This window comes from Adhaeribacter arboris, assembly GCF_003023845.1.
Lineage (GTDB): Bacteria > Bacteroidota > Bacteroidia > Cytophagales > Hymenobacteraceae > Adhaeribacter > Adhaeribacter arboris.
In genome coordinates, this window is the sequence record NZ_PYFT01000001.1 from 5664505 (window position 1) to 5686885 (window position 22381).

Annotated in this window: 16 protein-coding genes and 1 pseudogene; 5 read left to right on the plus strand and 12 right to left on the minus strand. The window is 43.5% G+C overall.

Annotation, left to right across the window (positions count from 1 at the left end):
- Positions 1–297 precede the first annotated feature (297 nt).
- The 11 genes and pseudogenes from AHMF7605_RS23030 to AHMF7605_RS23085 form a co-directional block, all read right to left on the minus strand.
- A complete protein-coding gene (locus AHMF7605_RS23030; protein ID WP_106932342.1) occupies positions 298–1038 on the minus strand; it encodes a methyltransferase family protein in 741 nt (246 codons plus the stop codon).
- A 265-nt stretch (positions 1039–1303) separates the two neighbouring features.
- On the minus strand, positions 1304–3367 hold the full coding sequence (gene ppk1, locus AHMF7605_RS23035) for a polyphosphate kinase 1 (protein WP_106932343.1): 2064 nt from the start codon (positions 3365–3367) through the stop codon (positions 1304–1306).
- A gap of 78 nt (positions 3368–3445) precedes the next feature.
- Entirely contained in the window at positions 3446–3940 is a 495-nt protein-coding gene (locus AHMF7605_RS23040; RefSeq protein WP_106932344.1) for a SixA phosphatase family protein, read from the minus strand.
- Between the two features lie 400 nt (positions 3941–4340).
- The gene (locus AHMF7605_RS23045; protein WP_106932345.1) at positions 4341–4934 is read right to left on the minus strand and encodes a dihydrofolate reductase family protein; all 594 of its coding nucleotides are present in this window, start codon (positions 4932–4934) and stop codon (positions 4341–4343) included.
- Positions 4935–4985: 51 nt separating this feature from the next.
- Positions 4986–6085 (minus strand): IS3 family transposase gene (locus tag AHMF7605_RS23050; protein WP_394336215.1). Its coding sequence is split into 2 segments (ribosomal slippage): positions 4986–5824 and positions 5824–6085, totalling 1101 coding nucleotides; the frame shifts between segments, so codons are not numbered across the junction.
- A gap of 402 nt (positions 6086–6487) precedes the next feature.
- Positions 6488–6958, minus strand: coding sequence for a GNAT family N-acetyltransferase (locus AHMF7605_RS23055; RefSeq protein WP_199200298.1), 471 nt, complete (start codon positions 6956–6958; stop codon positions 6488–6490).
- Positions 6959–7121: 163 nt separating this feature from the next.
- The gene (locus tag AHMF7605_RS23060; protein ID WP_106932348.1) at positions 7122–7421 is read right to left on the minus strand and encodes a HigA family addiction module antitoxin; all 300 of its coding nucleotides are present in this window, start codon (positions 7419–7421) and stop codon (positions 7122–7124) included.
- 4 nt (positions 7422–7425) lie between these two features.
- Positions 7426–7707, minus strand: a pseudogene (locus AHMF7605_RS23065) (type II toxin-antitoxin system RelE/ParE family toxin).
- Positions 7708–7850: 143 nt separating this feature from the next.
- Positions 7851–8549, minus strand: coding sequence for a beta propeller repeat protein (locus AHMF7605_RS23070; protein WP_106932349.1), 699 nt, complete (start codon positions 8547–8549; stop codon positions 7851–7853).
- 52 nt (positions 8550–8601) lie between these two features.
- Positions 8602–9099, minus strand: coding sequence for a hypothetical protein (locus AHMF7605_RS23075; RefSeq protein WP_106932350.1), 498 nt, complete (start codon positions 9097–9099; stop codon positions 8602–8604).
- Positions 9100–9875: 776 nt separating this feature from the next.
- Positions 9876–11021, minus strand: a complete 1146-nt coding sequence (locus AHMF7605_RS23085; protein WP_233219226.1) for a hypothetical protein — start codon at positions 11019–11021, stop codon at positions 9876–9878.
- Positions 11022–11322: 301 nt separating this feature from the next.
- Between AHMF7605_RS23085 and pta the strand changes: the two genes are divergently transcribed.
- Together pta and AHMF7605_RS23095 are read left to right on the plus strand one after the other, a co-directional pair.
- Complete coding sequence (gene pta / locus AHMF7605_RS23090; RefSeq protein ID WP_106932352.1) at positions 11323–13413, plus strand: phosphate acetyltransferase; 2091 nt, start codon at positions 11323–11325, stop codon at positions 13411–13413.
- Between the two features lie 324 nt (positions 13414–13737).
- Positions 13738–14943 (plus strand): acetate/propionate family kinase, encoded by a 1206-nt coding sequence (locus AHMF7605_RS23095; protein ID WP_106932353.1) that lies wholly within the window; start codon positions 13738–13740, stop codon positions 14941–14943.
- A 137-nt stretch (positions 14944–15080) separates the two neighbouring features.
- Here AHMF7605_RS23095 and AHMF7605_RS23100 read toward each other — a convergent pair whose 3' ends face one another.
- Entirely contained in the window at positions 15081–15716 is a 636-nt protein-coding gene (locus AHMF7605_RS23100; RefSeq protein WP_106932354.1) for an RNA polymerase sigma factor, read from the minus strand.
- Between the two features lie 307 nt (positions 15717–16023).
- Here AHMF7605_RS23100 and AHMF7605_RS23105 point away from each other — a divergent pair, with 307 nt between their 5' ends.
- The 3 genes from AHMF7605_RS23105 to AHMF7605_RS23115 are packed head-to-tail and all read left to right on the plus strand — an operon-like array spanning position 16024 to position 22277.
- Complete coding sequence (locus AHMF7605_RS23105) at positions 16024–17118, plus strand: FecR family protein (protein ID WP_106932355.1); 1095 nt, start codon at positions 16024–16026, stop codon at positions 17116–17118.
- Positions 17119–17159: 41 nt separating this feature from the next.
- Entirely contained in the window at positions 17160–20681 is a 3522-nt protein-coding gene (locus AHMF7605_RS23110) for a SusC/RagA family TonB-linked outer membrane protein (RefSeq protein WP_106932356.1), read from the plus strand.
- A 51-nt stretch (positions 20682–20732) separates the two neighbouring features.
- Complete coding sequence (locus tag AHMF7605_RS23115) at positions 20733–22277, plus strand: RagB/SusD family nutrient uptake outer membrane protein (RefSeq protein WP_106932357.1); 1545 nt, start codon at positions 20733–20735, stop codon at positions 22275–22277.
- The last annotated feature ends 104 nt before the right edge of the window (positions 22278–22381 follow it).

The following is a 22381-nucleotide window of genomic DNA, read 5'->3' on the forward strand; positions in this document are numbered from 1 at the left end:
TACCGGAAAGCTAATCTCCTGATCAATGTCATTAAGTTAAGAAATGATAGCTTTTGGAAAATTTAATCAGATGCTGTTTGTCATCCCCCTACCCCCTTGGAAGGGGACAATTTCTCACCCAATTGGCTTAATGACATTGATCAGGAGATTGGCAGTACCAAAATGCGTAGAGCGCGTGGCTAACTCTACGCATAACATATTTAAGCGAGCAAGTGCAAGTCTCCTCAAACAAATTGGTTTAACTAGCTATTCTCTTTCTGTGGACTATGGTCTATTGACCATCGACTATCGACTAATTCACCTGCCGGCAATTTCGAGAACGTGGGTATACTTTTTAAGGGAACGCAGAATGAGAAACAGAACTGTACCTAAACCAAATACAATCTGCCAAAATTTATCTACCTGAAAACGATGGTGCACCATTAAATGACTTAGAGCATTGAGGGCAGTAAACGAGATGACCATGGCAAACAAACCGTTGTATTCGCGTTTTAACACGTTACGCAACGAAAAAGGCAGGTTAGAAGAACGCCAGCCACTGAACCGGGGAAAAAAGGCCGGGGTTTGGCGCGCCCAGTTTTCGTAGGCACTAGAGTAGCTGCGGCGCAAAAACTCTTCTTCGGCAAACATTATGCGTTCGTAGTACAGCCAGTAAGCCAGAGCGCAAATTACCACAAACCACCAGATACCCATAAACAGAAACAAGCCCAGCCACATTAAAAAATTACCTAAATACAAAGGATGGCGCACCACCGAGTAAATACCGGTATGGTTTAAACATTCGGCAATTTGTTTGTCGGTGTTGCGGCCGGAAGTACCTTTAGGCGTGTGCCCCACGGTAATGGCCCGAATAAATAAACCCACCAGCGATATAAGCAGGCAAAATGCGCCCCACAAAGTGCTGGTAACGCAGGCATAAGTTTTCTCCGGATAAAAATAAAGCAAGGCAATGGCTAACGGATAAAGTAACAGGGGCAACCAGCCTCTTCGCCGGAATAACCAGTTACCGGAACTCTCAAATTCTTCTCTTAATGGCATTCGCTCAAACTAATTACAGCAAGATAAATAACGTATCCTGCCCAACCCACACGGCTGATTAGAACCCAAAACTAGGCAAAATACTACATAACTAAACGGAAAGTTTTTCGATTAGAGGGGTTAAAAATGAAATAAAATTAATGAGGCTAAAAATTTATTCACGGATAGGTAAGCTGTTTGTAAGGCAAACCAGAATTTAGCCGGGTATTTTAGCGGCCTAGCTTTCTCTTCTTGTCCTCGTCCGGAAAGCAGAATTATTACCTGTTTACTGGCTTGCCGCTGGTACAGATTCAACTGCCTGGTACAGGTTTTGGAGGTACGAATAAGTAGCAAATTGCGCCCGGGTTTCTTTACCATCATTCCGCAGGTATTTATTTTGAATAGTACGGGCTTTGGTATTGTCGCGCAGTTGTAATTCGATTAGGTGGCGTACTTCCCGGCGTAAAGCTTCGTCGAACAAAGGAAACCCAACTTCTACCCGGCGGCTCAAGTTACGGGTCATCCAGTCGGCGGAGGCAATGTACATTTTTTCGTTGCCGTTATTGCCGAAAATAAACACGCGGGCATGTTCCAGGTAACGGTCTACGATACTGCGCACGTGAATATTCTCGCTTAAGTTTTTTACGCCCGGGTTCAGGCAGCAAATTCCCCGTACAATTAAATCGATGCGCACGCCGGCCGCGCTGGCTTCGTATAATTTTAAAATCATAGCTTCGTCTTGCAGCGAATTCATTTTTAAGATTAAGTAGGCCGCTAAACCTTTTTGCGCATTTTTAATTTCTTTATTAATCAGTTTTACAAACTTGTTACGCATGTTAAAGGGTGCCACCAGCAAGTGGCGGAACTGCTTATTAGAGTCGCGGTCCAGGAAAAACTGAAATACGCTTTGTACTTCTTTTGTCAGACGAACATCGCTGGTAAACAAACCGTGGTCGGCGTAAATGCGCGAGGTTTTTTCGTTGAAATTACCAGTACTTAAATACGCGTAGTCTACCGGTCCGTTTTTCTCTTGCCGCGTTACCAGGCATAGCTTACCATGCACTTTGTAGCCCGGTAAACCCGGAATAACGGTTGCCCCGGCTTTTTCTAGTTTGCGCGCCCAATTAATATTAGATTCTTCGTCGAAGCGGGCTTTTACCTCCACTATTACCGTTACTCTTTTGCCTTTTTTGGCGGCTTTTACCAAAGCTTTGGCCACCTTCGATTTATCGGCCACCCGGTATAAAGTGGCACTTACGGCAGTAACCGCCGGATCAGCGGCGGCTTCGTTCAGAAACTGCAATACGTATTCGAAGGACTGGTACGGATAATGGAGTAAGAAATCTTGCTGGTAAATGGCCGGGAGTAATTTTTTTTGGTTGTGCAATTCCGGATGCGGTAAAGCAGGCTGCGGCAAATACTTTAAGTGCGTTAAATTAAAATCCGGAAAGCCAAAAAAATCGCGAAAATTATGGTAACGGCTACCCCTTACCAACTCTTCGGAGGTAATATGGATCAGCCGGCAAATAGCGTCGATGAGTAAAGGAGGAGTGGCGCTGTCGTAGAGCAGGCGCGAGGGATAACCCATTTCGCGCTTCTTCAGGCTGCGTTTAATTTTGGCTAGTAAATTCTCGGAAACTTCTTCTTCCATATCCAGTTCAGCGTCGCGGGATATTTTAATGGCATAGGCCGTAGCTGAATCGTACTCCGGAAATAGTTGCAGTAAATTAAACCGGATCACATCGTCCAAAAACATGACAAAATGCTCGGCTTGCTGAGTAGGCAATGCTACGAAACGGCTGCCGTGTTTTTGGGTGGGTACTTCCAGAATAGCGGTAGCAGCTGGTTGCCCGGCTTGGGTAAGCTCGATTAATAAATAAAGCGTTTGATCTTTCAGGAAAAAGAAATTTACTTCTGGGGTAAGCAGCACCGGCTTTAATAATTCTTGTACTTTTAGGGCAAAATAATCCCGGACGAAGGGTTCCTGCTCCGGCCGGAGGGTTTTTTCGTCGAGTAAATATATTTTTTCGGCGCGTAAAGCGGGCAAAATCTGGTTACGGAAAGTTTCGCCTAGTTTTTCCTGCTGGCGGGCTACTTCAACTAAAACCTGGTCTAATTCTTCGCTCGGGTCTTGGGCCAATTTCTGACGGGTGCGTTTTTTAAGCTGAATTAGCCGTTTGAGCGTAGCCACGCGCACTTTAAAATACTCATCGAGGTTCGAAGAGAAAATAGCCAGAAACTGAATCCGCTCCAACAAAGGCACCGAAGCATCTTTGGCTTCCTGCAACACGCGGTAATTAAAAGCCAGCCAGCTAAGTTCGCGACTCTGAATTTTCTTATTCTCTTCCATCACAATTTAAGGTAAATCGCCGATAGCCTTACGCAGAAAAGCCCCTGAAGAGTTAAGTAAAAGAAGAAAATGTATAAATTATTTGTGGTTTTTCGGGAAATCATAAAAAAGAAGAGCCGCATTTTCCTGATTAATCTCTTTCCAAGAAAGGCAGGTAAAACGTAGGCTTACGACTGCGGCCGTCGGCATATCCACAATATGTTCCGGCGATAACATATTCGCCAAGTCGGAAATATCCGGGTTATGGCCGACCAGCATCAGGCTATCGACAGCATCGGACGTTTTCTGAATAATGCGGTATAATTCTTCTTTGCTGGCGCCGTAAATATTTTCGTCGATTACCATTCTGCTGGTTTCGTAGTCTAGTTCTTTGGCTACCAGCGAGGCGGTAGTAAGCGCCCGCACCGCCGAACTGGAAATAATCAAATCCAGTTCTATGTCGCGCGATAATAATTCCCGACCGATTAAAGGAGCGTCGTGGCGGCCCCGGTTATTCAAAGGCCGGTCGTGGTCGCTGAGTTCTTCAAAATTCCAACTCGATTTCGCGTGCCGAAGCAGGTATAAGGTTTTCATAGGCGAGGCTTTAAGGGTTGAAGGCAAGGTAAAGTGCCGGTTAAATTAGAAAATCTTATTCAAAAAGATACTACCCGCTATTGCTCTCTATACTGTTAGGGTTTAGAAATTGTTATAAAGGCAAAGAAGCAGACAACTACTAGCTAAAGAATGAACAACTCCTTGCGGCAACCTTGTAGTAGGTTAGTTAGAAAAAAACCTTTCTTTAAATCCTGGTGTCAGCCGCATTGGTTGAATTACCCTGATAATGGTTTGTGCTTTTCTTCGGAACATTATTGCTCGTATATCCTAGCTTTTTTTTACCTAACCCTTTAATTAGCATCTATAAAAGTGGGTGATGCAGACGTGGGCTGGCCTACATCTCCCGGATGAAGCAATTGTTTTTTAATTTTATTTCACCTTAAGCGCCAACAGTTCCCGTCTTAACTTCCCCGGCTCGCTGGTAATGGGCAATAATAACGCCCGTGGAGGTAACAGTACTTTCGGTTAAGGTAAATGCAGCCGGAATTGGACCGTTGTCAAATAATTTTTTTCCTTCGCCCAGCGTTAACGGGTGAATCATGAGCCAGAGTTCGTCGACTAAATCATGCTTTAATAGTAGCTGAATGAGCTGGCTGCTGCCCCAAACTTTCATGTCAGAACCATCGGAATTTTTGAGCTTTTCGATATCCGCCAGGCTTTCCAGGAAAACGGAGTTTTCCCAATCTGACTTTTTCAGGGTCGTGGACAAAACGTATTTTGTAACCTCATTAATACCCGGCCAGCGATCGGCATGTTCGGGCCAGAAGTTCTCCCAAATCTCAAATGTTTGTCTGCCCAAAAGCAGATCGGCCGGTTTCATGAGTTTTTCCATGAACTTGCCACCAACTTCGTCGCCATAAGGCGCCACCCAACCGCCGTATTGGAAGCCGCCGGAGGTGTCTTCTTCCGGTCCGCCAGGTGCTTGCATTACCCCATCTAACGTAATCATGGATAGCACAATTATTTTTCGCATATTATTTTGTCAGCTTCCCGTTTTTAGAACTGGGTAAAAGTATAAATTTGTTTAAGTGGATAATAGTAGGTCAAGTTGTTTTTTTCTGGCGAACTCCATAGGTGCCATTCCGGCTAAAGCATCATGGGGTCTTTTATAATTGTAATCCTGTAACCACCCTGTTGTAATTTCTCTTACCTCCTCGAGGTTCTCAAATAAGTAAGCATCTAAAACATGCCGGCGAAAAGTACCGTTAAACCGTTCCACAAAGGCATTCTGCGTCGGCTTGCCGGGTTGGATAAAGACAAACTCAATTCCATGTATCTGGCTCCATTCAGTCATTAAGGTAGCCATAAACTCTGGCCCATTATCCATTCTAATCCGCTTAGGTTTTTCCCTACGTTTAATCAAATGATTCAGCACCCAGACTACCCGGTTGCTTTTTAAGGAGAAATCCACTTCCATATGCAAGGCTTCCCGATTGTAATCATCCAACACATGGAAGGAGCGGAACTTTCTGCCATTCAGTAAAGCATCACTCATAAAGTCAATCGACCAGGTATGGTTTAACTCTTTCGGCACCTGTAAAGGCTGTTGAATACGGGCCGGCAATCGCTTTTTCGCTTTGCGCCGCAGGTTTAAGCCCAAGGCTGTGTAGATGCGGTGGACCCGTTTATGATTCCAAGGCTGTCCTTCCTGGCGTAATCGTCCAAAAGCCTTCCAGAAGCCTTCTCGGGGGTGTTGCTCGGCTTTCTGCCGTAAAGCTTGCTCTACTGGCTGATCCTCTTTATGCGATTGATAGTAATACACCGACTTACTTAAGTTTAATACCCGGCACGCCCTGCTGATGCCGGCCTGAGGCTGCTGATGTACTTCTTGCACCATCTGGCGCTTCTGACAGGGCTTCAGAGCTTTTTTTCAATAATCTCCTTAGCTAGCTTCAGGTCCAAAGCTAGTTCCGCGTACATGGCTTTGAGCCGTCGGTTCTCTTCTTCTAAGTCTTTGAGCCGCTTGAGCTCGGTCGCATCCATGCCATTGTAGCGCTGACGCCACTTGTAAAAAGCCGCTTGGCTCACACCATGCTCCCGGCTAATATCAGCGGCACTTTTGCCTTCCTCAAACTCCTTGAGGATTTTGGCAATTTGTTGGGGAGTGAAGGTTTTCCTTTTCATAAATACTGTTCTAAGTTAAGATATTTTCTCTTCCGAAACAGTTCTATTTGCGGGGAAGCTGACAATTTTACCTCCTCTTATAATTTATTTTAAAAAGCTTCTTTTAAACTAATTTTAGTACGCTACAAATCTAGTTAAGAATACGTTGCCGTACGGGGGGGATGCGACAATTTTGGGGCTAAAAGCGGCAGTATGAAGAAGTAAGTTAGTATGAAAGGATTTGTCGCCATCATGCTTTACTGCTACTATTCCAGGGGTATTGCCAAATTCAGGGTTTGGCATTCCTGAAGTAGATTAAAGTTATGTTAATTACGAATTGTTCCTAGCTTTAAAAGTAATGCCTTTGCTATTTTTTTGTCTTATTATGCTGGCAGCAATGTTTTTGTTTCCGCTAGTTTTATGCTAGCTCAATTGGTAAATAAATTCTTCTATCTCCGTTTTTCGGGCATTGGCAAAGCCTTTGTCTTTGCCAATTTTGACAAAACCACCTTTCTCTAAAACTTTCTGTGAACCGAAATTGTCAAAGGCCACTCTTCCGAAAATAGGTCTTGTTTTTTCAACGTTTAAGAAATTTTTAAGGGCCTTTGTGGCCACTCCTTTATTCCAAAACTTTTTGTCAATCCAATAGGTAATTCCTGCTTCGCCTTTTATTTCAAACTTTGCTATACTTCCTGCAATAATTTTGTCGACAATTATGGTTTGCATATTCACCGTTGGGTCGTTCCATAATTTTAAATATTTACTAATGTAGGCTGATTTGTTAGTTGGGTCTACGGAGGTAAATGCAGCTAGGTGATTGGCTTCTTCGTCCAACTGAAAAATAAAGAATGTCTCTAAATCCTTTGGTTCTGTCGGACGCAAAATAATTTCCATATCGTTTATCATTTATTTAACCGGCTTATTTCGCTCTAAGTCGGTTGTCTAAGAAAACTGTCAAGGGTAACTTTAATAGTGGTTGGGAAGTTTAATATTGCTGGCCACGGCAACGTGCATGCAAAGCTTGCTCCAGCGCAGCAAGGGTTATATATACCTTTGGTTAAGCAGCGTTTTTCTCAAATTTTCTTGTACTTTCTAGCTCTTTCTGCTTGTTTATCATTTCTTGTTCCAAATCATAATCATGCTGCAATCCAAGCCAAAATTTCGGAGAATTGCCGAAGTAGCGGCTTAATCTAAGGGATGTATCCGCAGTAATTCTCCTATTGCCTTTCAAGATTTCTGATATCCTGGTCTGAGGAATATTTATGTCTTTAGATAACCGGTAAGCCGTAATGTTTAGAGGCACAAAAAATTCTTCTTGCAATACTTCTCCCGGATGAATATTAGGTAATTTTTCCATTTCTTTAATGATAGGCAATGATTTCTACTTCCGAAGATTGTCCGTTGTTCCATTTGAAGATGATTCTCCACTGATCGTTTATTCGGATGCTGTAAAATTCCTTCAGAATACCGGACAGCTTTTCTAATCTATTAGAAGGAGGAACCTTCAAGTCCGCTATATTCTGTGAGTTGTTCAGCATCCTCAATTTACGTCTGCCAATTGCCTGGATTCCTATTTAGAGTTTAGTAACCCGTTCTCCATTCCAAATCTTCTCTGTCTCTTTTGCGCCAAAAGATATAATTATACTTCTGCTTTACGATAGTAATGCTAAAAGTAAATATTGTTCTCTGATTTATATTCTGGAAGATAGGTTTTCTTAAATAATGCCTAACGTTTCTGCTAGGGCACGTTTTAATGTGCTTTAGGTTTTGTTGGGCGCTGATTTGTTTAATATACTTTTACTGTATCTTTTCCTATTAAGAAAATACCACCTCTATTGTACATCCACTTTCTTCCTTTTGCGTCTTTCACAAATTCTTTTCTTATCCATGGGTTTGGAGATTCTTGGCTGTTTGAAATAGAATCAACGATTGTCCACTTAAGTTCTGAGCTGGTATCTACCAATTTATAAATCTTGTTATTATAGTCAATTATCTTCAATGGCTCATTTGGTTGAGAATAAAAGTCTGCTGGAAATAACTCTTTGGTATCTAATTCATATGTGATCCAGCTTCTGCCTTTATTATTAGATAAATATAAAGTACTCCGGTCTGCTTCATGTATGCCTTGCCAGCTATGAATCCCCCATATACGTCCCTCAACGTCTATAGTCATCTTGATGATTAATCCAGGTGTTGCTACTTCATTCCAAGTTTTTCCAGCATCCATTGTCAGCACCAACCCATTGTACTGTGTTGCGGCAATTAGAGTGTCCTTAGTTATTGGTAGAAGGTCATAAGTTGCAGAGGGATACTTCTTTTTAGCTAATTTCCTTATTCGAGCAGATTCCTCAATTCTTCTCTTTTCCCATTCTTTACTCCCATAAACTATAATCTTAGAATTAATCTTGTCCTCATCATTTTTCTTTTTGCTATTACAGCTAAAAAGAAATAATGTGGTGAAAACCCAAAAGAATATTCCTTTCATAATTTAATTAACGCCCAACGTTTTGGCTAAAAGGCGTTTTAATGCTTTTTAGTTAGTGTTGTAGGTAGTTGTTTTTATTATTTACTTGGATAATGGATTCAAATTTATTCACCAGTCTTCTGGTTGCTCTACGCATTTCAAAATATAGAATGAAATTGAAGAAGGGCAATAATATTAAAACAAGACCTTTAGGAACTTCTAAAAAAGTGTCAATCCCGAAAAGTTCACCCAAAAAAAGAATAGTGATTATGTAAAAGAAGAAGATAAGAACAATGTTAGGTCGACATTTTACCAAAATGCTTGTACCATTTTCCTCTTGTTTTAGCTTTCCGTTTAAATAGGCAGGTTTAGAACCGAAGCTTCCACTGCCTATTATCATAAAGTTGAAAAAGGTAGTAAACTCAAAGGTGTCATTACTTTTGAAACTTCCTGTAAGGTTATCTGAGTATTCGAACCATTTTTTCTCCGCAATAGCTTTGATCCTCGCTCTTACAGTTCCTATAGATTCACGAATTTTATATTCTTCTCTCTCAGTAAATAAAATATCCATTTACTTGTTATAATTTCCTATAACGGTCTCGTGCATGAGACGTGCAAGGTCGTCGGCCGTAGCATGACTTATGCACTTTGTTGTGGGTAGTGATTCTTTTCCTAAAGCAATCCATTAAATTCACACCCTAAAAACTTTCCTCCTTTTAGCAAGACAGTAACTGTTGGTCCAATTAAAAATATAATCAAAGGGAGTAAAACTATTAGGCTATAAAGAATGAACTTATTTATTCTTTTCCCTTTATATTTTTTTACCAAATCATAAATGTGCTTATTTCTAATGTACTTTTTATAAACTATATAAATTAATAATCCTAAAATGCAGAATATAGTGATGGTCAAGACACTCTTATCATAAGCTAATGAGTTATTGAAGCACAGTTTGTTTACAACTTCACTTACAGGAAGATATATACTGAAGAGTAATAGGAAGTAGAAAAAGCTTATGTATAGCGTAATATTAAGTTCCGCAGGCTCTTTCTTCTTTTTATATTCTTCAAATAGCTTAGCGAAGAAAAAGTCCATGTATCAGTATTAAGCTAATATAAGTTTCTAAAATTTATTTTCATTACCCACAACTACCGGATATACGGAACTGTTCCGGTTATCGGCAATATAATTTAGCTACTTATTCCATATATCCGCCCAAAAACAACCGATAACCGGAATAGATCTTATATACTTTTAAATGTACCGAAAGCTTTACAGACTAATAAAGTTTAAAATATATGGCAGTAAAAAGTTTCTAAAAATAAAAGTGCCAACTAGATCCGCAACTTATTGCTTAATACCATACTTACGCAAGTCGGCGTCGATGCGGCTGTTCCAGGCTTCTTGGGCCCCAGAGTTGGTGCCGTGGCCGGTTTCACCATCGTACTTTTCCTGCATCCGGTTCATTTCCCGGAACGATTCGATAAATTTGTACTGCACCATGCTGTTATAATCGTTCAGGGTTAAACTATCGGGTTGAATTTTGCGCTTGAAGCGCTCGGCTACCAGTTTTACAATATCGAAGTGCCGTTGTTCGTGGTTTAAGCTGTAGGCATCGCGGGCGGCATCTTTCACCCACGACGAGCTCCGGATTACGTATACTTTTACGGTTAAATTCAACTGAATCACGCCGTTTACTACTTCGCTGCCCCCTTGGTAAGCAAAACTCGGGAAAACCAAGGCGGCATATTTCCCGCCGCGAGGCGTAGCCGTAAAATCATTCCACTTTAAAGGGCGGTTAGGCGTGTAAAAAACGGTATCATCTTCGGCGTCGCGAATGTAATCCGTAAAATTCACCTGAATACCGGTGGCGAGTTTTTCATTTCGGCCGGCTTCCTGGTCCATCCAAATGTTAATGTACCTTATTCCGGCAATTAACGACTGGCGCAAAGTTGGTTCTATCACCGAAAAAGAATTTGCCGGCCGGCTGTAACGAGCGCCGCCCCGGTATTCTACCAAGTGCACCGGTTTACCTTCGCGCCGGTAATCATAAGCCAGCGCAATAGTAATTTTACCCTCTACCCGGCCTTTCGTAGCACCAGGAGTTTCTACCACTTTACATTCTTTCAGGCGAATAATGAGAGGGCGTAGTTTATTGTTCTGAGACCAACTGCGCTGAATAAATTCGCGGATTCCTGCCAGGCCACCTCCTTGTAAATCTACGGGTTGGGGAGTGGTAGGCAAAGGTAAACCGGGCGAGGCCGGAGTTGGTATTAAATACGCAACCGCTTTGCGGTCTTCGCGTTCGTCTTTTACTTCGGCAATATAAAATTCTTTGGGAGTAAACGGTAGGGGCGCGGGGCGTAAAACAATAGGCGCCATTTTTACGGTAGGTTGCCGGGCAGCGCCGCAAACCAAGGTAAGTACTATAAGTAACCAGGTGGCAATTCTATAACGAGCGATTAATACGTTTGTCCTTTTCTGTAGCAACAAGGTAAATTTATTTTTAAATAGATATGTCGTTTATAACGAAAATGCCGGAAGAATAATCTTATAACTCAAGCAAATAAACGCGTGCCATCTTATTCGGGTCCGGCGACTTAAAAACATTTACGGCTTTAATTCGGTTCGTTCCTGTAAACTTGCCCGGTGGCGATGATGGATTATATTTATTTGGGAAAAATCAGCCTTGGGTCATTCATTAAAACTAGTTCGCTAAAAACTAAAAAGACTTTAACGTAGTATGAAGCCATATTCTTACTATTGCCGCTATTATGTCTAAACGATCAGCTCTATGACTAAATCCATTTTTATTGCGTCGGCCGAACCTTACAGTGGTAAATCGTTGGTAGCACTAGGTTTGGTGAACATGCTGCTGGGGAAAGCGCAAAAAATCGGTTATTATAAACCAATTATTCAGTCCAATCCGGCCGAGAAGAAGGATGTGCATATCCAAACCATTGTGAATTATTTTAATCTGCCGGTACAATACTCCGATACTTTTGCTTTTACGGGTCAGGAGGTACTGCGCCTGATTGAAGCGGATAACGAAGGAGAAATTATTGATACCATTATCGGTAAGTTTAAGCAGTTCGAAGAAAACTACGATTTTACGGTAGTAGAAGGAACCGACTTTGTGGGCGAAGGAACGGCGTTTGAGTTTGATATCAATGTAATGGTAGCCAAAAACCTGGGCATTCCAATTATTTTGGTGGTGTCCGGCGAACGTAAAACGACGGCTCAGGTAATTAATTCGGTATTAACTACTTTGCGCAATTTTGAGGCACGGGAACTGCAAATTATAGCCCTCATTGCCAATAAAGTGAACCCGGAGCAAGCTACGGATGTGCGCGAATTATTACAGGATCAGTTACCTCCCGGTTTAATAGTTACGGTAATTCCGGACGATATAAGTTTAAAAAACCCGACCATGCGGGAAATTCACGAAAACCTGGGCGGCAAATTACTTTTTGGGGAAGAGCAACTCACCAACCAGGTAGATAATTTTGTGACCGGAGCGATGCAAGTGCCGAATTTTTTGAAACATATAAAAGATAACGTACTCATTGTTACCCCCGGCGACCGCGGCGACATTATTATTTGCGCCTTGCAGGCCAATCTCTCGGCTAATTATCCCCGCATTGCCGGAATTGTGCTTACCGCCGGCTCCGAACCCGAAGAACCTATTTTGCGCTTGATCGAGGGGTTACAAACCGTAGTACCTATAATTGCGGTAAAAACCGGTACTTTCCAAACCACCACCGAAGTAGGAGCTATTAAATCACAGATTACCCCGGATAATACCAAAAAGATTGAACTGGCCATTGATACTTTCGAGAAATACGTGGATGTGGCCGCCCTGGATCAAAAGATCATCACGTTTACGCGCGAAGGTATTACGCCGCACATGTTTCAGTACCAATTGGTGAAATGGGCCAAAAGCCAGAAGAAACACATTGTGCTGCCCGAAGGCAACGACGACCGCATTTTGCGGGCCGCCGCCAGACTGATTAACCAGGAAATTGTGGATTTAACTATCCTGGGCAATGCGGCCGAAATGGCCGCCGCCGTAAAACGCATGGGCTTGCCCTTGGATATGAGCCGGGTGCGGATTATTGATCCGGCGGAATCGGAATACTACGAAGAATACGTGCAGACTTTATACGAACTCCGGAAAAATAAAAACGTGGAGCTGGAAATGGCTTACGACCTGATGACGGACGTTTCGTATTTCGGTACCATGATGGTGTACAAAGGCCACGCCAACGGGATGGTTTCCGGGGCGGTGCATACTACTTTGCATACCATTCGGCCAGCCTTGCAGTTCGTGAAAACCAAACCCGGAGTTTCCATTGTGTCGTCGGTGTTTTTTATGTGTTTGCCCGACCGGGTATCCGTTTTTGGGGATTGTGCCGTTAACCCGAACCCTACCGCCGAACAACTAGCCGAGATTGCCATTTCATCCGCCGAAAGCAGTCAACGTTTTGGGATTGAGCCGCGGATAGCCATGCTCTCGTATTCGTCGGGTACTTCCGGCGAGGGCGAAGAAGTAGAAAAAGTGCGCCGGGCTACCGAAATAGTGAAGCAAAAACGTCCTGATTTAAAAGTTGAAGGACCTATTCAATACGATGCGGCCGTAGACCCGGTAGTGGGCAAACAAAAATTGCCCAATTCTGAAGTAGCGGGCCAAGCCAGTGTACTCATTTTTCCGGATTTAAACACGGGTAATAACACCTACAAAGCTGTGCAACGCGAAACTGGTGCTCTGGCCATTGGCCCCATGCTGCAAGGCCTGAACAAACCGGTAAACGATTTAAGCCGCGGCTGTACCGTGGATGATATTTTTAACACGGTGGTGATTACCGCGATTCAAAGCCAAGGATAGTTAAGTTGCCGGTTGGAAAGTTAGAAAGTGGAAAGGTTGTGGACTTTACAGAAATTAAGTAATCTACCTACCACCTGCTGGCGAGCGTCTTCGCTCGTGTCTATTATGTGGCAGGCCTCTGGCCGGGCGAACAGATAGACTTTTCTAAAAGAAAATTTAGTTGAATTCCTACCGGCCAGAGGCCGGACGATGGGTATCACGAGCGAAGACGCTCGCGATAGTGGAGGTTATTATTTTAACAAGTAGGATGTTAAATGAAAGGGAGATCTATTCCAAAAAACGTATAACCTACTACGTAAAACCTAATCCGTAAATAAAAACTACATGAACATATTTGTTGTAAACGCCGGCAGCAGTTCGATTAAATACCAATTATTTAAAATGCCTTCCGTGCAGCCCATCTGCAGCGGTCTGATTGAACGCATTGGCTTGGAAGATGCCGTTATTACCCACCGGATATTTACTACCCAACCGGAAAAAGTAATTCGCTTAACGTTAGATTTACCCGATCACGCGGCGGGTTTGCAGGAAGTAGAACGGTTGTTAACTGATCCGGAAACCGGCGTGATTCAGAATCCGGACGAGATTGAAGTGGTCGGCCACCGGGTTGTGCACGGCGGCGAAACTTTTGCCGCGACTACCATTATTACCCCGGAAGTAAAAGCCGAAATTAAAAAATTGTTCCCGCTGGCGCCTTTACACAATCCTTCTAATTATCTGGGCATTGAAGTAGCCGAAAAAACTTTCCGGAAAGCCCGGCAAGTTGTTGTTTTTGATACGGCCTTTCACCAAACCATGCCCGAATACGCTTTTCGGTATGCCTTACCCGAATCTTTTTACACCGATTTAGGCATCCGGGTGTATGGTTTTCATGGTACCAGCCATAAGTACGTAGCCGAGCAAGCCGTGGAATATCTAGGTAAACCCGATGCCAAACTTATTACTATTCACCTGGGAAATGGCTGCAGTATTACCGCGGTAAAAGGGAATCAAGCCCTGGATACCAGCATGGGTTTCGGACCTTTAAGCGGTTTAATCATGGGAACGCGTTCCGGCGACATTGACCCCTCGGTTATTTTTCATTTGGTAAACCAATTAGGCTACGACCCGGAGCAGGTAAATGCTTTGCTCAACAAACGCAGCGGCATGCTGGGCTTAACCGGCTTCAGCGACATGCGCGATATTACCCAAGTCCTACAAGAAGGAAATACGGCGGCTAATTTAGCGTACGATTTGTACGCGTACCGGATTAAAAAATACATCGGTGCCTACGCGGCCGTGTTAAATGGTTTGGACGCTGTAGTTTTTACCGCTGGCGTAGGCGAAAACGACCCGGACGTACGCGCCCGTGTATGCCGCAACCTGGATTTTCTGGGAATCCAACTTAACGAAGAAAAAAACCAAATCCGCTCAAAAGAACTCCGCGAAATTAATTACCCGGCATCGCCGGTGAAAGTATTGGTCATTCCTACGAACGAAGAACGGGAGATAGCGAAGCAATGCTTTGAGTTGTTAACGGAAACAGCTTGAGAGAAAAATATTATCGCTTAATTTTAATTGTCAGACAATTATCCCGTTGTCTTAGTAAAGAAAAAATTTGAATTTACGTTCGTAGTTACCCTAAGCCTTATAAAGGTAGAATATAGAGGAAAAAAGGCAGAAGAAAGCTAAGAAGTAACTAATTTAAGGGAAGAACGGCTTAGCAGAGCGGCTATTTCCGGTCGTTGCCGGATGTTGGTTAAGGCCCGCTGGGTGTAGTTCAACACCGATTGGTAACTCAAATCCATTAATTGCGCTATCTCCGTCAGACTTAAATCTTCGTAAAACCGCAGGTAAAGTACTTCGCGCTGGCGTTTGGGCAAACTGTTCAACAGAAAAATTAATTTTTGCGCTATTTCGTGATCTGCTTCGGAACGCATGGTTATTTCTTCGGCGGAGAAAACAATGGCGGGGTCTTGGTTAAAAAACGGATGAAGTAGTTTTTGCTGCTTTTTTATATGCAGCAAAACAAGGCGCCGGTAAGAAGTAAATAAATAAAATTTAACCGACTGCACCGCACTAATCTGTTGCCGGGTAGCCCACAAATTAGCGAATAAATCCTGAAGGCAGTCTTCACTAATGGCCGCGTTTTGGCTCAACTTAACCCCGTACCGGAAAAGGCTTTTATAATACGTTTTATGTAGTTGGGCAAGTGCCGCTTCGTCTCCCTGACGCATTCCTTCCCAAATCTCCGGCTCGGTAAGATTGGCGACCTGCGGGCAGGAAGAGGATGGTATTGCTGATATGGGTATAATCAAAGCCATAAACACTTGAAAAAGCTATCCGGATATAAAAAGTAAAATTTATCGCTTTAAATCAAACCAAACTTGAGAGCAGGGTAGAAAATGAAAAATCTGGTGAAATCCAGTTCTAATACTACTAAATTATTTTGGAAAATGATAATTCTAAAATCAATAAAATAAGGCAATTACAAAATCTATTTTCCTTTGTTTAACAGTCTAGTATATTATTTAAGTAACAATTTGCTTTATTGTATTTTTTACAATAATATCTTCTAAAAAATGATAAAAATGTAAATTTTACAAATACTTGAATTTTACTGGGTAGAAATTGACCGGTTTTCTCTCTTTAAATAAAAAGAAAACAACAGGCGTGAAGTATCCCATGGATTTGCCAGACTTTACCATTGAAGAACTTCTCCAGGATTCATCCTTTCAGCATTGGGTCTACAAAACCGACGTTGCTGCGGAAGTAAAATGGGATACTTTTCTGGCGGCTCACCCCGAGCAATTGGTTGTTGCCGAGCAGGCCGCTTTGTTACTGGCGGGTATTTCTTTTACCCCAATGGTTATACCGGAGGTACAGGAGCAGGAAAGCTGGCAGCGTTTAAAATACCGGCTTGCCTTTCAGGAAAATGCCGCACCCCTACAGCCAGTTAAAATTACTAATCGCTCCTATCCGCAATGGTCAAAATGGGCCGCTGCTGTAATTTTATTTTGCCTGGGAAGCACTTTATTTTACTATGCTGCACTTAAGCAAAAGCAACAAGTTTACCGCACCAATTACGGCGAAACAGCTACTCTTATTCTGCCCGATTCTTCTACGGTTGTATTAAACGGCAACACTACCTTGCGTTACATGGCTAACTGGCGCTCCAACGAGAGCCGGGAAGTTTGGCTCGCCGGCGAAGCCTTTTTTAGTGTACTCCAGAAACCTGGCCGGGGTAATGCCAAGTTTATTGTGCATACTCCCGAGGTAAACGTGCGGGTATTAGGTACGCGCTTTAATGTTACTAACCGGCGCCAAACAACCAGAATCGTTCTTAACTCGGGCAAAGTTTGTCTGTCCGTCAATAATAGTATTAATGAAAAGGTAACGGAGACTCTGAAGCCCGGCGAAATGGCGGAATTATTACCCGTCGAACAAAAATTTACCAAGCGCCGGGTAAACCCCGAGCTTTATTCTTCCTGGACGCATAAGAAACTCATTTTTGAAGCTACACCTCTGGCAGATATTGTGACTTTACTCGAAGAAAATTATGGCTTTACGGTAAAAGTAAGCGATCCCCGGATTGTAACCCGCAAAATCACCGGCGAAATCTATATCGACGATGTCAATACCTTACTGTTAGCGCTTTCTACTTCCTTTGATTTAAAACTAGAAAAACAAGGCCGGAAAACATTACTGATCACTCCTAATAGTTAAACTTTTGAATAATACAATTAAAAAATTAAAGCTTGTGAAAAATGATTACTAACCAAAACAAAAAGCTGCTACGCAATGCCTTACTGCTGGCTTGTTTGGCTTCTATGCCCGAGGTGTACGCGCAAGACCTGCTCTTAGCGAATAATCAGCTAAATACTTCCAAGGCTACCCATGTTTCCAGTAAGAAGGTTCCGCTTACCGATGTGCTGCAGAACTTGCAGCAACAATACCACATTTCCTTTTTGTACGAAACCCAAAACTTGGAAGGTAAATTAGTGGCAGCTTCAGGTTTGCCGGCCGACAAGATGGAGAAAGGACTGGATAAATTATTAGCTACGGTAAGCCTGCGCTACGCTAAAATCAACGAGCGGACCTATGCCATTTTACCGGAAAACAAAACAGAAGGCATAAATTTACCTAATGCTTTTCAGCCATTAACAACCGCTTCAACTGATAATAATAGTAACAGTCCGTCTCCGGTTCGGCTTGCGGGTAGCCGGCCCGAAAAATTACCGCTTTATGTGGTTGCCAAAGCGCCGGAGTGGCAGATTACCGGTAAAGTTACCGGCGCTAACGGCGAAGGTTTACCTGGGGTAACGGTATTGTTAAAAGGAAGTACCACAGGTGCCACCACCAGCCCTGATGGTACTTTTAGCATTAGTATTCCGGAGCAGGCTGGTACCTTGGTTTTTTCGTTTATTGGTTATAGTACGAAAGAAGTCTCGGTTTCGGGGCCTGGCCCGATAACAGTGGCACTGGTGGAAGATACCAAAGCCTTAGAAGAAGTAGTGGTAGTAGGTTACGGTACCCAGAAAAGAGAGTCGGTAACGGGCGCTATTAGTTCCGTATCGGCCAAGCAAATTTCGGAGTTACCGGTTCCGAGTGTAGCCCAGGCTTTACAAGGCCGGGCGGCCGGCGTAACGGTAGTAAATACGGGTACACCGGGTACCGCGCCCATTGTTCGCATCCGGGGGATAGGTTCCGTTAGTTTTAGCTCCGAGCCCTTGTACGTAGTAGATGGCATTCCTACGGGTGGGTTAACCGGTATCGACACGAAAGATATTGCTTCCGTAGAAGTTTTAAAAGATGCAGCGGCTACCGCTATTTACGGTTCCAGAGCAGCGAACGGGGTAGTTATTATTACTACTAAATCCGGCGGCAAAGACGGTAAAATGCGGGTTACCATTGATTCAAACGTAGGCACGCAGGCTGCTACTAAAAGGCTCGATCTGTTAAATACCGAGCAATACGTGCAGTATGCTACCATGTTAATTAAAAATGCCGACCCGAATGCCAATCTGCCTACTCGTTTAAGCCCAACTGAATTTAATAAACCTATTTACGAAGGCGCTACCCAAACCTACGCGCAAACGAATACCGATTGGCAAGACGAGCTTTTTAAATCCGGACTGATTACACAAAACAACATAAGCTTATCCGGTGGTAACGAAAGATCGCAGTTTTTTACAAACGCGGGTTATTTTAAGCAAGAGGGTATTATGCAGGGAGTTGGTTTCGACCGGTATAACTTACGGGTTAATTCCAACCATAATATCAGCAAATTTGTAACCGTAGGCCAGAATTTAATGGGTTCTTACGGCACGCAGAACTACGATCCATCGGGCAACAGAACCCGGCTAGTTAATGCGATTCGGTCGCAGCCTTATATGCCAGTGTATGACCCTACCAAATTAGGCGGCTTCCGGGAATCGGATGCTTTAGATAGCTCTGACCCTACCAACCCTATCCGGGAAGCTTTATTGGAGGACTACGAAAACCGCGATGTAAAAATACTGGGCAACCTGAACATAGAATTAAAGTTTACCAACTGGCTGCGCTTTAAAACTACCGGCGGCGTAGATTATTTTAATAATTTAAACTACATCTATCAACCCATTTATAATGCGGGTGGTGCCGTTACCCGGCCAAATGCTACTATCCAGAATAACCGTTCTACCGGTCGTTCTTTAATTATTACCAACCAATTAACTTTCGATAAAACTTTCGGTAGCCATTACATAAATGCCATTGCGGTACAAGAGCGGCAAGGCTTTAAAGGTATTACCGAATTTATCCGGGGTAGCCAAGCCAATAATATTGTGCAAACGCTTAATAACCCGAGTAACTTATCGGCGGGCCAGACTTACGGCGAAAATTTGCTTATTTCATATTTAAGCCGCATCAATTACGAGTACAAAGGTAAGTACTTATTAAGTGCTTCTTTCCGGCGCGATGGCTCCTCTAAATTTGCTCCCGGTAATAAATGGGGTAATTTCCCGGGTGCCTCCATTGGCTGGCGCGTAACCGAAGAACCGTTCATGAAATCTGTAAGAGCTCTCTCTGACCTTAAATTAAGAGCCAGTTACGGTAAAGTTGGTTTTAATGGTTTAGGTGATTACGATTGGATGGTGTTAGCCTCCGTAAACGGGGCGGCTTATCCTTTTACCACTACCGGTACGCCAGCTTCGGCATCTTTTTATTCCGGTATTGCCAATCGTCAGCTTCGTTGGGAAATTACCAGTATGCGTAATTACGGAGTGGATTTCGGTTTTTTAAACAATAAAATTACTTTCTCAGCCGAGTATTTTGAACGCACCACCGATGATGATTATGGTTTGATTTTATCTGTACCTACTCCTAATTCTTTTGGTTTCCAGGGGGCTGGGGTAAGAGCCAACGTAGGTAAAATGCAAAACCGAGGCTGGGAATTCCAAGCAGGCTACAACGAAACGGAAAACGAATTTAAATGGAATGTAAATGCCAATGTTAGCCGTATCCGGAACGAAGTGGTAAGTTTAACGGCGGCTAGCCCGACCATTGATGCCGGCGGAAACGCCGATTTCGGTGGGGACCAAATTACCCGTACCGCCGCTGGTCAGCCCATTCAGTCTTTCTACGGCTGGCAAGTAGATCGTATATTTCAAAATGCCGATGATGTGAAAAATTCACCTAAACAAGAAAACGGTACGGCCGCCGGCGATATAAAATTTAAAGATTTAAACGGCGATAACGTGATTAACGCGCTGGACAAAACTTTCTTGGGTAATTACCTGCCTAAATTCAGTTACGGTTTAAATGCCTCGGCTAATTTCCGGAATTTTGATGCTACCTTGTTTTTCCAAGGCGTGCAGGGGAACAAAATATACAATGCCAGCCGGGTAATTATTGAAGGTGGTCAGCGTTTATTTAATGCCGGTACGCAAGTATTAGATGCCTGGACGCCGACCAACACCGATACGGCTATTCCGCGCATGGTAGCCGGTGATCCTAACCGAAATAACCGGGTTTCCGACCGGTTCTTAGAAGATGGTTCTTATCTCCGTTTGAAAAACTTAGTAATCGGCTATACCCTACCAACTGGTACGATGCAGTCGTTTGCCGGAGGTAAAATTAGCGGTTTAAGAATTTATTTTTCTTCGCAAAACCTGTTCACCATTACCAAATACAAGGGCTTAGATCCGGAAGTAGGTACTTTAAACGGGGGCTTGTTACAAAATGGAGTTGATTTCGGGCAATATCCTACCGCCAGAACTTTCCTGGGAGGTATTCAGATTACGCTGTAATTTTTTTCGGATATTATCAGAAGAGCATTTGTTATTTAATTATTGGCAATTATGAGAAAAATATATGTATCAGCTTGTTTGTTAGGGGCTTTACTTCTTTCAAACTGCCACGACGATTTAGATAAAGTTAATCCCAACAGTCTTACCTCTGAATCTTATTTTAAAACGGCCAATGAGCTGGAACTGGCAGTAAATAGTATCTATGCTACGGCACACTCCAACTTGTTAGTGGCCCGCGAGTGGTTCTTTACGCACTCCTTGCGCAGCGGAGATTTTGCTACCGGCGGAGCGCAACTAGAAGCCCCCCGGGCGCAAATCTTGAACGGTAATACCACCCCGGATAATGGCGTCAGTGGTTCCGTCTGGAATGGCTTCTACACCGTTATTCACCGGGCAAATACCGTAATTTTAAACGGACCACTGGCCAGCGGCGATGCGACCAAAAAAGATTTAATGGTAGCCGAAGCCCGGTTTTTACGCGCCTGGGCTTATTACGAGCTAGTAAACTTTTTTGGCGCCGTGCCGCTTTACACCGAACCGGTAACGGCCGTAGATGCTTTTCAGGCTCGCACCAAGCCCGAAGATATTTACAAAGTGGTACTAGAAGATTTAAAAGCGGCTCAGGCGGGTTTGCCTCCTACTCGTTCCGGCGGTGATTTAGGCCGCGCTACTTCCGGCGCCGCTACGTTCCTGTTGGGTAAATCGTATATGCAGCAAGGCGACTACACCACTGCTAAAACCGAACTGGAAAAGCTAGTGGGTAAATATACGCTTACGGCCAAATACAACGATAATTTCCGGGAAGAAACCGAGTACAATTCCGAGTCAATCTGGGAAATTGGTTTTCAGGGCCGGAGCGATAACGGTTACAACTGGGGGTCGGGCGATGGCCCGAACGAAGCGCAATCTTCGGTGCGTAACCAGGAAATTAATCCGATTTCGTGGCGTAACCTAATTCCGTCGGATAAATTATTGAACGAGTACGAAACACCGGAAAACGGCGCGGCGAAAAGAGACCCGCGGTTAGATTATACCGTATTTTTCCCGGGCGATAAGTTTAATAACGACACCAAAGTTTTAACCGAAGCTTTGCAAGGCGGAGCGGGTACTTCTACCCTGAACGGACAACCCATTAAAGTTAGCTGGGAAAAATACACTAATCTTTACAAAACGGATTCCGGATTCAATCCGGCCGGTATTAATACCCGGGTAATGCGTTACGCCGAAGCGCTTTTATTACTGGCAGAATGCGAAAACGAATTGGGCAACCAAACAGCCGCCGTAAGTTATTTAAATCAATTGCGCGATCGGGCCGATGTAATGATGCCCCATTATCCAACGGCGAAGTTTCCGGTTGGGTCTAAGGGAGAAGTTTTTGCGGCTATTGTGCACGAAAGTGCGGTAGAGCGCGGCGGCGAAGAAGGCCGGGATTTTGATGTATTGCGTTGGATAAAGGCGAGTAAAATAACGCCACCTTTTACGACTTACAGCTTCAATCCGAATCGCGACTTTGTTTTACCTGTTCCGCAGGACGAAATCAACCGTAATCCGCAATTGGGAGCGGCCGGTATCTCCGCTCAGAATCCTAATTATTAAAGCAGAATTTTAATTGAATACGTAATAGGCCGCAAACTTCACCTGTTTGCGGCCTGTTTTATGTTAACACGAAATCTAAGAACTTACGGCAGTAATTGCTTAAC

Excerpts from the sequence above, each read along its gene's own strand:
- AHMF7605_RS23115 (WP_106932357.1), top strand. The coding sequence starts at position 20,733 with ATGAGAAAAATATATGTATCAGCTTGTTTGTTAGGGGCTTTACTTCTT.
- ppk1 (WP_106932343.1), bottom strand. The coding sequence starts at position 3,367 with ATGGAAGAGAATAAGAAAATTCAGAGTCGCGAACTTAGCTGGCTGGCT.
- AHMF7605_RS23055 (WP_199200298.1), bottom strand. The coding sequence starts at position 6,958 with ATGGAAATTATTTTGCGTCCGACAGAACCAAAGGATTTAGAGACATTC.
- AHMF7605_RS23095 (WP_106932353.1), top strand. The coding sequence starts at position 13,738 with ATGAACATATTTGTTGTAAACGCCGGCAGCAGTTCGATTAAATACCAA.
- AHMF7605_RS23075 (WP_106932350.1), bottom strand. The coding sequence starts at position 9,099 with ATGGATATTTTATTTACTGAGAGAGAAGAATATAAAATTCGTGAATCT.
- pta (WP_106932352.1), top strand. The coding sequence starts at position 11,323 with ATGACTAAATCCATTTTTATTGCGTCGGCCGAACCTTACAGTGGTAAA.
- AHMF7605_RS23070 (WP_106932349.1), bottom strand. The coding sequence starts at position 8,549 with ATGAAAGGAATATTCTTTTGGGTTTTCACCACATTATTTCTTTTTAGC.
- AHMF7605_RS23060 (WP_106932348.1), bottom strand. The coding sequence starts at position 7,421 with ATGGAAAAATTACCTAATATTCATCCGGGAGAAGTATTGCAAGAAGAA.
- AHMF7605_RS23110 (WP_106932356.1), top strand. The coding sequence starts at position 17,160 with ATGATTACTAACCAAAACAAAAAGCTGCTACGCAATGCCTTACTGCTG.
- AHMF7605_RS23100 (WP_106932354.1), bottom strand. The coding sequence starts at position 15,716 with ATGGCTTTGATTATACCCATATCAGCAATACCATCCTCTTCCTGCCCG.
- AHMF7605_RS23045 (WP_106932345.1), bottom strand. The coding sequence starts at position 4,934 with ATGCGAAAAATAATTGTGCTATCCATGATTACGTTAGATGGGGTAATG.
- AHMF7605_RS23040 (WP_106932344.1), bottom strand. The coding sequence starts at position 3,940 with ATGAAAACCTTATACCTGCTTCGGCACGCGAAATCGAGTTGGAATTTT.
- AHMF7605_RS23030 (WP_106932342.1), bottom strand. The coding sequence starts at position 1,038 with ATGCCATTAAGAGAAGAATTTGAGAGTTCCGGTAACTGGTTATTCCGG.